At 64.2% G+C, this 11,907-nt stretch carries 10 protein-coding genes; 1 reads left to right on the top strand and 9 read right to left on the bottom strand.

Translation table 11 applies throughout. The features are described 5' to 3' along the window. Positions 1–10: 10 nt before the first annotated feature. The 3 genes from PQG80_RS26375 to PQG80_RS26365 form a co-directional block, all read right to left on the bottom strand. Positions 11–1,009, bottom strand: a complete 999-nt coding sequence (locus PQG80_RS26375) for an ABC transporter ATP-binding protein (RefSeq protein WP_271754734.1) — start codon at positions 1,007–1,009, stop codon at positions 11–13. A 458-nt stretch (positions 1,010–1,467) separates the two neighbouring features. Beyond that, positions 1,468–2,259: an ABC transporter permease gene (locus PQG80_RS26370; protein ID WP_271754712.1), complete on the bottom strand. Its 792-nt coding sequence runs from the start codon at positions 2,257–2,259 to the stop codon at positions 1,468–1,470. After that, on the bottom strand, positions 2,256–3,032 hold the full coding sequence (locus tag PQG80_RS26365; protein ID WP_271754711.1) for an ABC transporter permease: 777 nt from the start codon (positions 3,030–3,032) through the stop codon (positions 2,256–2,258). Before PQG80_RS26365 ends, PQG80_RS26370 begins: the two co-directional genes overlap by 4 nt. Before the next feature lie 509 nt (positions 3,033–3,541). Between PQG80_RS26365 and PQG80_RS26360 the strand changes: the two genes are divergently transcribed. Then, positions 3,542–4,363 carry a DUF4190 domain-containing protein gene (locus PQG80_RS26360; protein ID WP_271754710.1) on the top strand — a complete coding sequence of 274 codons (822 nt, stop codon included), beginning with the start codon at positions 3,542–3,544 and terminating at the stop codon, positions 4,361–4,363. A 56-nt stretch (positions 4,364–4,419) separates the two neighbouring features. Here the strand turns inward: PQG80_RS26360 and PQG80_RS26355 are convergent, their stop codons facing one another. The 6 genes from PQG80_RS26355 to PQG80_RS26330 all read right to left on the bottom strand — a co-directional run bounded on the left by PQG80_RS26355 (position 4,420) and on the right by PQG80_RS26330 (position 11,846). Beyond that, positions 4,420–4,683: an HPr family phosphocarrier protein gene (locus PQG80_RS26355; RefSeq protein WP_271754709.1), complete on the bottom strand. Its 264-nt coding sequence runs from the start codon at positions 4,681–4,683 to the stop codon at positions 4,420–4,422. Next, on the bottom strand, positions 4,683–6,404 hold the full coding sequence (ptsP, locus tag PQG80_RS26350; RefSeq protein ID WP_271754708.1) for a phosphoenolpyruvate--protein phosphotransferase: 1,722 nt from the start codon (positions 6,402–6,404) through the stop codon (positions 4,683–4,685). The genes PQG80_RS26355 and ptsP overlap by 1 nt, the downstream gene beginning before the upstream one ends. A 54-nt stretch (positions 6,405–6,458) precedes the next feature. Next, positions 6,459–7,616 carry a mannitol-1-phosphate 5-dehydrogenase gene (locus tag PQG80_RS26345; protein WP_271754707.1) on the bottom strand — a complete coding sequence of 386 codons (1,158 nt, stop codon included), beginning with the start codon at positions 7,614–7,616 and terminating at the stop codon, positions 6,459–6,461. Further along, the gene (locus tag PQG80_RS26340) at positions 7,613–8,050 is read right to left on the bottom strand and encodes a PTS mannitol transporter subunit IIA (RefSeq protein ID WP_271754705.1); all 438 of its coding nucleotides are present in this window, start codon (positions 8,048–8,050) and stop codon (positions 7,613–7,615) included. The genes PQG80_RS26345 and PQG80_RS26340 overlap by 4 nt, the downstream gene beginning before the upstream one ends. A gap of 5 nt (positions 8,051–8,055) precedes the next feature. Next, positions 8,056–10,164 carry a BglG family transcription antiterminator gene (locus PQG80_RS26335; protein WP_271754704.1) on the bottom strand — a complete coding sequence of 703 codons (2,109 nt, stop codon included), beginning with the start codon at positions 10,162–10,164 and terminating at the stop codon, positions 8,056–8,058. A gap of 131 nt (positions 10,165–10,295) precedes the next feature. Beyond that, positions 10,296–11,846, bottom strand: coding sequence for a PTS mannitol transporter subunit IIBC (locus PQG80_RS26330; RefSeq protein ID WP_271754703.1), 1,551 nt, complete (start codon positions 11,844–11,846; stop codon positions 10,296–10,298). Between the last annotated feature and the right edge of the window lie 61 nt (positions 11,847–11,907).

Genomic DNA, 11,907 nt, shown 5'->3' with positions numbered 1-11,907 from the left:
CAGAGGAGGATCAGTAAACGCGGCTGACGATATCCTCGAACTCGGGCTCCTCGACGTGCACGTCTGCGATGTCGCCCCACGCGGACAGCAGGCGCAGCACTTCCATCACGCCGATCTGCGCGCGGTTGAAGCTCACTGTCGCCTCCCGCTCGGCTACATCGATCACCTTGACCTCGGAGGGGGCGGATACGCCCTCTCCGATTCGCATGCCGGGCGCCAGCCCTATCGTCGTATCTCGGGCGTACGTCACGCTTACGGTCGTCGGCAGTCCGATCCGCTCGCGCAGCAGCGCCAGCCCGCCGTCGTACAGCATCTCGCCGCGGCTGATCACGATGACCCGATCGCACAGCGTCTCGATATCGTCCATATCGTGCGTCGTGAGCAGTACGGTCTTGCCGTATTCGGAATTAAGCAGCTTCAGATGATCCCGGATCTGACGCTTGGCCGCGGCGTCCATGCCGATCGTCGGCTCGTCCAGCACCAGAAGCGCCGGATCGTGTAGCAGCGCCGCGGCCAGATCGCCCCGCATGCGTTGACCCAGCGACAGCCGGCGGACCGGCGTGTCCCAGAACTCCCGCAGCTGCAGCACTTCATCCAGTTTCGACAGCTGCCGTTCCTTCTCCGCGGCGCCGAGCCGGAACATCGCCGCCAGAATGTCGAAGCTGTCCTTCAGCGGCAGGTCCCACCACAGCTGCGAGCGCTGGCCGAATACGACGCCGATGCGCCGCGCTACGCGCCGCCTCTCCCGCTGCGGGCTGAGCCCCGCGATCCTCACCTCGCCCGCGCTCGGGTGCAGGATGCCGCAGAGCATCTTGATCGTCGTCGACTTGCCCGCGCCGTTCGGACCGATGAAGCCGACGAACTCGCCTTCCTCCACGCGCATGTCCAGCGCGTTCACCGCCGTCACGACCTTCCGTTCGCGGGAGAACAAGGTTCTCACCGCCTTCAGCTTGCCCTCCTTGGGCAGCGCCGTAACGAAGGTCTTGCTTAATCCGCTAGCCTCTAACATGGCCATGATCATCCCTCCGGATTTAGTTTAGTGAATCCAATCAATTTCGTTAAACGCCGAGCTTAGTTTCCGCTGACAGTTGAAGCTACGTGTCTCGCACGCACATTAACGGAAATCAGTTCCGCTATCGGCCAAATCGCGTGCTCCGAGCCGGCCATAGCGGAAATTTGTTCCGCTAAGCACTGCTGCTACGTGTCTCGCACGCACTATAACGGAAATAAGTTCGGCTATCGGCCAAATTGCGTGCCCCAAGCCGGCCATAGCGGAAATTTGTTCCGCTAAACACTGCTGCTACGCTCTTGCACGCACTATAACGGAAATCAGTTCCGCTTTCTGCCAAATTGCTTGCTCCTAGCCTGCCATAGCGGAAATTTGTTCCGCTAACAGTCGTCGTCGCGTCCGTCGAGCCGTTCATCCTCACAGAACATTAGCGGTATCCGGCGCCTTCGGCACCCGCTTCATGTGCCCGTGCTCTGGTACTTGCGCACGCCCACGCGCCACAGCGCAAGCGCCGCCGCCAGAGACAGCGCGGCTACCGCGGCGGTCGCCGGAATCGTCCACCAGCCCCATTCGGACCGGACGATGAACATCGCGGGCACGTAGTTGATGAAGCCGAACGGCACCACGGTCAGGAGCAGCGTGCGGAGCCAATCGGGAAACAGGCTGAGCGGCAGCTGGCACGCCGTCGTCGACGCGTTGTCGGTAAGCACCGACAGATCCTCGGTGCGGGTCGTCCAGAAGCCGACCGCAGCGGTAGCAAGCCCCACGGCGAACATGATGACGGTGCCCGTGCAGACGATCAGCAGCGTGACGGGAATCGCGGCCCAGCCGACGGTTCCCTCTCCGAGCAGCTTGCCGAGACAGACGCCGAGCACGGTCAGCCCCTGGAGCAGCTCGCCGCCGATCATGCGCGTCCGCGACGTCAGCACGGACAGCAGGAGCGGCATTGGGCGCAGCAGCAGCTGATCCAGCTGGCCGTTCACCAGGTAGGGCTCGAAGTTGTTCACGGCAGAGCCGAAGCCCCGGTACAGATACTTCGCGGTCATCAGCACGCCGTAGAGATACCCGATCTCCCACACGTCCCAGCCTTCGATCGCGCCGAACGCATGCAGCACGACCGCCAAGCCCAGGAATTCGGCGACGGTCACGACGGACGCGAGCAGCGTGGTCAGCAGGAAGCTGACCCGGTACTGCATTCTCGCGCGCACGTTGATCTTGTACAGCATCCAGGAAATGCGCAGCCAGTTCATCCGCCCTGCACCTCCACCTTGCGGCGCACCGCCGACGTAGCCGCGACGCAGGCCAGCGAGAGCAGCGCGCACCAGACGAGCGGCGCGACGAGCGCAGCCGGCGCGGCCAGGCCGAGATAGGTTCGGGTGGGGATGTCGTTGAACACCGGGTAGGGAGACAGTCTCGATATCGTCTGCAGCCAGCCGGGCATCCACGCGATCGGCATGAGGAAACCGGAGAGCACGAAGCTAAGCGAGTAATTAAGCAGGCTGAACCAGCGGCTCTCCATCGTCCATAGCGCCGTCACCCCGATGCAGTACGAGATGCAGATCCCCGTGTAGGCGGCCATGAATAGCGCGACGAGCGTGCGCAGCCAGACCGCGGGATCGGTCGGCACCGGCAGTCCGAAGATCAGCGCGTAGAGAATGTACAGCGGAAGCGCGGTGAACAGGACGTTGTAAGCGGTCGAACCCGCCTCGCGTCCCGCCGAGAACGTGAACAGATGCACCGGACGGATGAGATCGGTCGCGATCTGTCCGGTCCGGACCCTGTCCTCCAAGCCGAGCCCATGCGAGGTGAAGGTCATCCACAGGATTACCTGGTTAAACGCCATGTAGGCGACCATCCCGTCCCTCCCGTATCCCTCGAGCTCGTGCTGCTCCCCGATCCCCTGCCAGATCGAGATGTAGATCATGCCGAATATAATGCTAGCGACGGTGCGTACGGCGTGCGAGGCCGTATATTGCAGGCGGCTCTCGTACGCGCTTCGGGCAAGCACCCATAGGACGGTCATATGAACCCTCTTTTCGCTGTAGAATGGCCCCTCCGGGAAGAGCATTCCAAATCATAACAAAAATGAGGAAAAAGACTAGACTATTCTTTTCCGGCGTGTTATTCTAATATTATAGATGTCAAGGACCCATACTTTCTTTTCGATCAGCCAACGCTGATCCCCCTCACTTAAAATTTGCCTAAAATCCGCCTTCGGCGGTTTTTTTTATGTTCCCGGCAAGATAATAACGCGCCGTGTGCGTAGCATACGTCCGGCGTCGACCGGCATAGGATAGTTCGAGCTTCGGCGGCTAGGTGCCAAAAAGTGGTTGTCGAAACGTGACATCGCTTGTAAAATCAGTATGACTCGGGGACAGGCTCCGCCCCCATCACGACCGCACTTTTGATACCGGGTTCGCACACTTCTTTGAAGATCTGAACCGTTCCGCTTATGTAGAACCGCCTAGCCAACCGGGATTGAGCCATTATCAGCATTAAAATTGACGCCTTTCCGCAAAGGGAGACTTGACGATGACATCCGACGATTCGAACAACGCGTGGAGCGGATCGGGGGCCTCGGACCCCGGACCCGCCCCGGATACAGGCGCTGCGGCGGACGCTTCGCCAGGCGCGTCCGCCGAGCCGGCGCGCGCGCACGAGGCCGCGGGAGCCGATAGCGGCAACCGCGGCGCAGGCGAGCATACGCCGGCGCATGGGGCGCAGGGGGCCGGTAGCGGCTTCCGCGCGGACGAGCCGCAGCAGCGGCAAGAGCCGTACGCGTCGCAGCCTTCGGCAGCGCCGGGCTGGCAGCCGGGCGGCGAATATCCGCCGAATGCAGGACCTCAGCACGCGTCGCACCATGCTGCGCAGCACCACGCGCCGCATCATGCCCAGCATCAAGGCGGCCACTATCCGCCGCCGCCTCCCAGCTCCGCTTATTCACAGCAGACGGGCTATGACCGGCACCAGCACGAAGCGGGCGGCGCGGCGCACTCGCCCCCATACCGCCCGCCGGGCTACGATTATGGCCGTCCGTATCCGCAGCAGCCGCCTGCGCGTTCGAACAGCAAATCGGTGGCGGGACTCATCCTCGGCATCGCGTCGATCATCATTCCTTTCATCGGCTTCTTCCTGGGCATCGTCGCCATCATCGTGTCCGCGATCTCGCTGAAGGAGATCCGCGCGCGCGGCGAGCAAGGCTCCGGCATGGCCGTCGCCGGCCTCGTGACCGGAATCGTCGGTACTTTGATTTACTTCGCGATCATCGTGCTGGTCATCATCTTCGCCGTCATCGGAGCGTCGGTGGAGAATAACTTCAACTACAACGACTACTCCAATATCCTCGACGCTTAATCTTAAAAAAAATCCCCCGCCAAGCGCCTTCGCCGGCGCCTGCGGGGGATTTTCGGTTATTCCTCGTAGATCTTCGACAACAAGGGGCCCAGCTCGCGGAGCGCCTCCTCCTCGCGTTCGCCGTCGACCTCCAGCGTCACTTCGTCGCCTTTGGCCAGGCCGAGCGAGAGCAGGCCGAGCGAGCTCTTGCCGTTAATTTTCTTGGTGCCCTTGATCAAGTTCACCTTGCAGTTGTACTGCGTCGCCGCATGGACGAAGATCTTGGTCGGACGCGCGTGGAAACCGGAAGGATGGATCACGGTAAACGTTTCTGACAGCATTAGGCATGACTCCTTTGTTCTACGAATTGTTGGACTTCCTCTTGCGTGCCGAGCTCGAGCGCTTCTTCGGCGAGCCGCGCCCATTCTTCCTTGGACAAGCGGCCGATCAGCTCGCGGGCGGGCAGCACGGACGACGCGCTCATGCTGAACTCGCCGAGGCCGAGGCCCAGCAGCAGCGGGATCGCCGTGAGGTCTCCGGCCATCTCGCCGCACATGCCGGCCCACTTGCCTTCGCGCTCCGCCGCCCGGATCACCATGCGCACGAGGCGCAGAATGGAAGGATGGTACGGCTGGTACAGGTACGATACGGCGTCGTTCATGCGGTCCGCGGCCATCGTATATTGGATCAGATCGTTCGTGCCGATGCTGAAAAAGTCGACTTCCTTCGCCAAGTAATCCGCGTTCAGCGCAGCGGCAGGAATCTCGATCATGATGCCGACCTCGATATCGTCCGACACGGGCACGCCCTCGCGCTCAAGTTTGGCGCGCTCCTCGGTCAGGATCGCCTTGGCCTGACGCAGCTCGCTTGCCACCGCGATCATGGGGAACATAATGTTGAGCTTGCCTGCCGTGCTGGCGCGGAGCAGCGCCCGCAGCTGCGTGCGGAACACGTCCTCGCGGCTCAGGCAGAACCTGAGTGCCCGCAGGCCGAGGAACGGATTGCTCTCCTTGGGCAGCGACAGGTACGGCAGCTCCTTGTCGCCGCCGATGTCCAGCGTGCGGATGACGACGCGTTTGCCGTTCATCTTGCCCAGCACATGGCGGTAGGTCTCGTACTGCTCTTCCTCGGTCGGCAGCGAGTTGCGCCCCATGTACAGGAATTCGGTGCGGAACAGCCCGACGCCGTCGGCGCCGTTCTCGATCGCCTTCGCGACGTCCTCGACGCCCCCGATGTTGGCGGCGAGCTCCACATGGACGCCGTCGGCGGATACGGAAGGCTGCGCCGCGAGCCGCTTCAGCTCGGCTACGCGGGCGTCGTAGGCTTCCTTCTTCGCGCGGTAGGCCGCGAGCTCATCGTCGCTCGGATCGACGATGACCCGTCCCTCCGTCGCGTCCAAAATGATCGTCGCCCCGTCCGGGACGTCCGCCGCGGACTTGCCCGCCCCGACGACCGCCGGCAGCTCCAGCGATCGCGCCATGATCGCCGAGTGCGACGTGCGGCTGCCGATCTCGGTGACGAAGCCGCGCACGTAGCCGAGGTCGAGCTGAGCCGTATCGGACGGCGTGAGATCCTGCGCCACGATGACGGTCTCTTCGCGAATGCCGGACAGCGCGGCGTACGCCTTGCCTTGGAGCAAGCTCATCACCCGGCCGGAGACGTCCAGCACGTCCGCCGCCCGCTCGCGGAGCATCTCGCTGTCCATGCCGCGCAGCATCTCGACGATCATGCCCGTCACTTCGTGCAGCGCGTATTCCGCGTTCAAGGATTCATTTTCAATCTGCTCCAATACCGCATCCACGAGGTCGGGATCGTCGAGCAGCATCAGGTGCGCCTCGAATATCTCGGCCTTCGCCGTGCCCAGACGACGCTCCGTCGACTGGCGGATCGCTTCGATCTCCGTCTTCGCCTTGGAGACGGCCGCGCGGAAGCGCTCCGCCTCCGCGGAGGCGTCGGCAACTTCGGCGCGCTGCGGCGTCACCGCGGCGGCGTGCGCATACCTGAACGCCTTGGCGATGGCAATGCCGGGAGAAGCGGCTATGCCGGTTAATGGTTGGGACATAAGGCATCTCTCCTTTTTATATAAAAGCGGCCGGAGGCGAACGTCGGCGGACCTTCAGCCCGGCGCCTGCGCCGCGAGGGCTTCGTATTGCCGGACGGCGAGCCGGTGCAGCGGATGCTCCGGCGGCAGGGACGTATACGCCGTCAGCGTCTCCGCGACGCCCTTATCCTGCAGCGACCGCTGCAGTTCGGCAGACTCCGGATCGTCCGGGTAGTCGAAGCGCAGCGCGGCCGCCATGACCTTGGCCAGCGCCGCTGGCTCCATGCCCTGCTCGTGCGCCTGAAGGGCGGGGCTGACGAGACGGTCGCCCGGCGACAGCTTGCGGATCGGCGAACGGCCGACGCGCGCGATCTCGTCCGTCAGATGCGGATTGCGGAAGCGCCCGAGGATCGTCTCGATATACTGCCGATGCGTATCGGGATCGAAGCCGTGTTTGCGGATGACCACCGCGCCGGTCTCGTCCAGCACCGCGCGCACCTCGCCCACGAGCGCCTCGTCCGCCATCGCCTGCTGGATCGTCTCGTAGCCTTTTAGATTACCCAGGTAGGCCGCCGAGGCATGGCCCGTGTTGACGGTGAACAGCTTGCGCTCGATATACGGCGTCAGATCGTTCACGTAGTGTACGCCCTCCACCCGCTTGAAGCCGGAGAACATGGCGGATTCGTCCACCGCCCATTCGTAGAAAGGCTCGACCGTCACGGCGAGCGGATCCTCGTTGTGCTGGATCGGCACGATCCGGTCCACCGCCGCGTTCGGGAAGGCGCAGACGGCGTCCGCCTTGCGCCGCGTCTCCTCGTCCAGATGTCCATACACATGCGCTTTGAGCTGGGCGCTGCCGCCGATCGCGTTCTCGCAGGCGATCAAATGGAGCGGGCCCGCCCCCGCTGCGATGCGCCGCTCGATGCCTCGGGCGATGCCGGCGGCGATATGCTTCAGGATGTTCACGCCGACGGCGGTCGTGACGAGGTCCGCCTCGGCCACGGCGGCGGCGACCGCCTCCGGATCGGAGCCGTCGATCGCCGTGACGCCGGAGACGCGCAGCTGCTCCTGCTTGTCGTCGGCCAGCGTCACCGTATATTCGCCGCGCTCGCGAAGCGCGTCCACCAGCGTCTTGTTGACGTCGGAGAACACGACCCCGTAGCCGGCGCCGGAGAGCAGCAGCCCGATGAAGCCCCGGCCGATGTTGCCGGCGCCGAAGTGAAGGGCCTTCATGCCTCTGCCCCGCTCTCGAAGATCTCGATCATCTCCGCGGGCGTCTTGGCCGCCAGGATGCGCGCCATGTTCTCGTCGTCCGAGCAGATCATCGCCACGTTCGTCAGAATGTCCAGGTGATCGTCGCCGATCGCCGCGATGCCGATGACCAGGTGCGCTTTCTCGCCGTCGCCGAAGTCGACGCCTGCCGGCAGCTGCACGATCGAGAGGCCCGTAGACTTGATAGTGCCTTTGGATTCGCTCGTGCCGTGCGGGATCGCGAGTCCGCCGCCCATATAGGTGGACAGAGAATTCTCGCGTTCGATCATGCTGTCGACGTAAGCGGGCTCTACGTGCCCCGCTTCCACCAGCAGTTGACCCGCAAGGCGGATCGCTTCGTATTTGTCGCCGGCGGATGCGTTCAATTTGACTTTGTTTTCGGACAGGATGCTCATATCGGTCACTCGCTTTCGGTTTTAGTGTAAAAAAAGTTCCTGAGGTTCCCCGCCAGCCGCTCGCGGATCGCCGCTTCGTCGCCCGCCTCGAGCAGCGCGACCGTCTCCTCGTCGAGCAGCATCGCGCTGATCTCGCTTAATACCTCCAGGCTCTCGCGCGTCAGCGCGCGGGGAGCCAGCATCAGCAGGAAGCGGTCGAGCTGTGCCGTCGGCTCGCCTTCCTGCGGCAGCGCGATCGGATGCCGCAGCCGGTACAGCTTGAGCGTCGAGCCGAGAATCTCCGGCGCCCGCGTATGGAAGAGCGCGAGTCCGGTGCCGGGGATTATCTGGCTGCCCTGCGCCTCGCGCCCCAGCAGTCGGTCGCGTACGGCGGCGGCGCCGTTCACCAGACCCAGCGCTTCCTCCTGCCGGCAAGCGACGTCCAGCGCCGCGAACAAGTCGCTCGCCTCCTCGCCCAGCTCGATCGTCCGGAATCCGCCGACGATCGATACGATCTCGCCGAGCGTCGTCTGCAGACGCTGCAGCCTGGCGAAGGCGTCGGCCGCCGCCGCGGCAGGATAGCCGACGTCTCCGCGCCGGGCTGCAGCCCGCTCCCGGCCCCACGGCGCCTCGCGGACGAACGAGCGCAGCCGGTCCGCCTCTGCCTGCGTGAGCAAGGGACTGACTTTGATATAATGCCCGGCGTCCAGCGGCAAGTCGATCGTAGAAATAATAAGGTCGTACGCGTCCTCGTCCAGACGGGCGGCCTCGTACCAGGACACCCGGTCCGCGACCTCGATCTGGGGAAGCTCCTTGCGAAGCCGCATCTGCAGAAGCTTGGAGGAGCCGATCCCGCTCGTGCACACGAGGATCGCGCGCACGCCGCGCTGCAGCTGCTTGAGCCGCTCCTGGGACGCGCCGAAGTGCATGACCAGGAACCCGACCTCCTCGTCCGGAACGGCCAGATGCGGCAGCGCCAGGTCTGCGGCCTCTCTAACTGCGGCGAACAACCCCCCGTAATCCCGGCGAATCTGCTCCAGCAGCGGATTGCGGATGCGCTGTCCGTCGCCGAGCCGCTGGATCGCTTGCTTCAGATGCTCGAACAAGCCGTCTCTGAGCGACCGGTCCTCCTCGTAATCCATACCCGAACTAGCCTGGACCGACCGGATCAGCTGACGGACCGCATCCGCCAGCGCCAGATCGTCGCCGGGCAGCAGCGCCATATCCTTGCCGTGCGCGTCCTGCAGCAGCTCGGCGATATACGCGGTCTCGGCCGGACCGACGGCCACGCCGGGACGCCCCGATAGCAGCTCCGCCAGCTTGGCGGCCTCGTCCGCTGCGCGCTGCGCCGGTGATCCCCCGTGCGGCGGCGGATGGGACGGCACGGGCGCTCCTGCCGCCGATGGCGCCGTTCGGCCCTGCCGGATTCGATGCAGGGCGATGGAGAGCCGGATGAGCAGATCGGTGTAGACCTGCTCGTTCAGGTTGCCTGCCCATCGGCTCTCCAGGCTCCACAGCGCGCTCTCGATGTCGGCCATGTCGTCATGGCCCGCCAGGTCGAGCAGCATGCGGTCCAGCGGATGCGGCGGCGGCTGGCTCCGGCTGGCGATCAGCTCCGCGTCGTCGAGCCGCAGCTTGATCAGCTGCCGGATCGTCTCGCGCAGCTCCGCCTCGCCGCCGCTCAGCTCGACGCCATAGCCTCTGCGGCGTATGAGCAGGACGCCATAGCGCTCCACCCACCCGGCCAGCTCCTCGAGGTCGCTGCCGATCGTCTGCACCGTCACCTTGAGCTCGTGCGCCAGCGCGAACTGCTTGACAGGCTCTCGCTCCCGCAGCAGCAGGCAGAGCAGATAGATCTGGCGTTCGTCCGGAGAGAACTCCGCCTCCTCCGACGCGGTCACGATATCGTGCAGGCGGGCCAGCGCCGCCTCGTCGCCGTGCAAGGCGATGCCCGAGCCGGACTTCTTGACCAGCGACACCGCCTGGCCGGCCAGCAGATCCTCCACGGCGGCCAGTTCGCGGTGCACGGTGCGCGAGCTGACCTGGAGTCCGGCGGCCAGCTCGGCGGCCGTCATCTCCCGCCCGCTGCGCAGCAGCAGCTCGAGGATGCGCCGGGTTCGGTTGGATACGCTCATCGACGGATCATTCCTGTCTATCCAAAATGGGCTGAACGCCGGCGTAAACTACGCCAGCGTCAGCCGTATCGATATGGGGGAGCATGCTGCCTTCAGGCCGGCATACGTCCGCCGGCCTGACGCGCGGCCGATCAGGTCAGCCTGTTCACCAGCACGTCGTATTCCGGACTCTTGAGGAAGTTGTCGATGGAGATATGCTCGGCGTCCGGCGCCTTCTCCCTGGCGCGATCCGTGAGCGATTTGTGCGTGATGACGATGTCCGCGTCTTCCGGAATATCGCTGATCGCGGTGTTGATAACCGTGATGTCCGAGCCCGCGGCCTTCATTTTCTTGCGCAGAATCGACGCGCCCATCGCGCTGGAGCCCATGCCGGCGTCGCAGGAGAAGACGATCTTGCGCACGTCCTCTTTGCCGTTAGCCGCGGAGACCGCGGATTGAAGCCCTGCGTCGACGACCGCCGTATCCGGCATCGCCGATCGCGATGCGCCGGTATCGGATGCGGTCCCGGCGCCGGACGCGGAGACCGCCGGGCTGGCCGATACGCCCGGGCTTGCCGCAGCAACCGCCGCGGCCGGCGTGCCTGCCGCCTTCATCGCCTTCATGCGGTTCTGGGCTTCCTCGATATCCTCGTCCTCCGCATTCTTCTTGGATGTCTTCAGCAGCAGCGCCGAGACCGCGAAGGATACGATGCCTGCCGTGAGCACGCCGCTCAGTACCGACAGCAGGCCGCCCTTCGGCGCCATCGCGATATAGGCGAAGATGCTGCCCGGCGAAGGCGGAGCGACCAGACCGGCGCCGAAGAGCGAGAAGGTGAACGTGCCGGTCACGCCGCCGGCGATGACGGCGAGGATCAGGCGCGGATTCATGAGGATGTACGGGAAGTAGATCTCGTGAATGCCGCCGAAAAAGTGGATGATCGCCGCGCCGGAAGCCGATTGGCGCGCGGAGCCGCGTCCGACGAGCATGTAAGCCAACAGGACGCCGATGCCGGGGCCGGGATTCGACTCGAGCATGAACAGGATCGACTTGCCGGTGCGCGACGCTTCGTCGAGCGCGATCGGGCTCAGCACGCCGTGATTGATCGCGTTGTTCAGGAACAGGATCTTGGCCGGCTCGATCAGGAGGTTCGCGAGCGGGATCAGATTGTGATTGACCAGGAACTCCACGCCGTCCGACAGCCAGGACGTCAGCTGCTCGATGATCGGCCCGATGCCGGAGAAGGCCAGCAGCGTCAACGCCGCGCCGATGATGCCGAGCGAGAAGTTGTTGACCAGCATCTCGAAGCCCGCTTTGATCTTGCCTTCGACGGACTTGTCGAACTGCTTCAGCACCCACGCCGCGAGCGGACCGCAGATCATCGCGCCGAGGAACATCGGAATGTCGGTACCGACGATGATGCCCATCGTCATGAGCGCGCCGATGACGCCGCCCCTTGTCTTGTGTACCATGGTGCCGCCCGTATAACCGATCAGGATCGGAAGCAGGTACTTGATGATTGGATCGACGAGCTTCGCGAGCTCCGAATTCGGCGCCCAGCCGGTCGGTATGAACAATGCGGTGATGATGCCCCAAGCAATGAACGCTCCGATATTCGGCATGACCATGCCGCTCAGGAATCGTCCGAACTTCTGGACGCCCACTCTTATTCCACCGCTAGAAGCAGAATGTCGTGCTTGCTCCATTTCGGTTCCTCCTTAGATTAACCGCTTTCTTTTTGCGGGAATCCGCATGCGGCCGATATGT

Source organism: Cohnella rhizoplanae (assembly GCF_948329515.1).
Classification (GTDB): Bacteria; Bacillota; Bacilli; order Paenibacillales; family Paenibacillaceae; genus Cohnella; species Cohnella rhizoplanae.
The sequence above is the reverse complement of the archived record's forward strand: the minus strand, read 5'-3'. Positions and strand labels throughout refer to the sequence as shown.

Excerpts from the sequence above, each read along its gene's own strand:
- ptsP (WP_271754708.1), bottom strand. The coding sequence starts at position 6,404 with ATGTCCCAACCATTAACCGGCATAGCCGCTTCTCCCGGCATTGCCATC.
- PQG80_RS26365 (WP_271754711.1), bottom strand. The coding sequence starts at position 3,032 with ATGACCGTCCTATGGGTGCTTGCCCGAAGCGCGTACGAGAGCCGCCTG.
- PQG80_RS26345 (WP_271754707.1), bottom strand. The coding sequence starts at position 7,616 with ATGAAGGCCCTTCACTTCGGCGCCGGCAACATCGGCCGGGGCTTCATC.
- PQG80_RS26375 (WP_271754734.1), bottom strand. The coding sequence starts at position 1,009 with ATGTTAGAGGCTAGCGGATTAAGCAAGACCTTCGTTACGGCGCTGCCC.
- PQG80_RS26335 (WP_271754704.1), bottom strand. The coding sequence starts at position 10,164 with ATGAGCGTATCCAACCGAACCCGGCGCATCCTCGAGCTGCTGCTGCGC.
- PQG80_RS26355 (WP_271754709.1), bottom strand. The coding sequence starts at position 4,683 with ATGCTGTCAGAAACGTTTACCGTGATCCATCCTTCCGGTTTCCACGCG.
- PQG80_RS26340 (WP_271754705.1), bottom strand. The coding sequence starts at position 8,050 with ATGAGCATCCTGTCCGAAAACAAAGTCAAATTGAACGCATCCGCCGGC.
- PQG80_RS26330 (WP_271754703.1), bottom strand. The coding sequence starts at position 11,846 with ATGGAGCAAGCACGACATTCTGCTTCTAGCGGTGGAATAAGAGTGGGC.
- PQG80_RS26370 (WP_271754712.1), bottom strand. The coding sequence starts at position 2,259 with ATGAACTGGCTGCGCATTTCCTGGATGCTGTACAAGATCAACGTGCGC.
- PQG80_RS26360 (WP_271754710.1), top strand. The coding sequence starts at position 3,542 with ATGACATCCGACGATTCGAACAACGCGTGGAGCGGATCGGGGGCCTCG.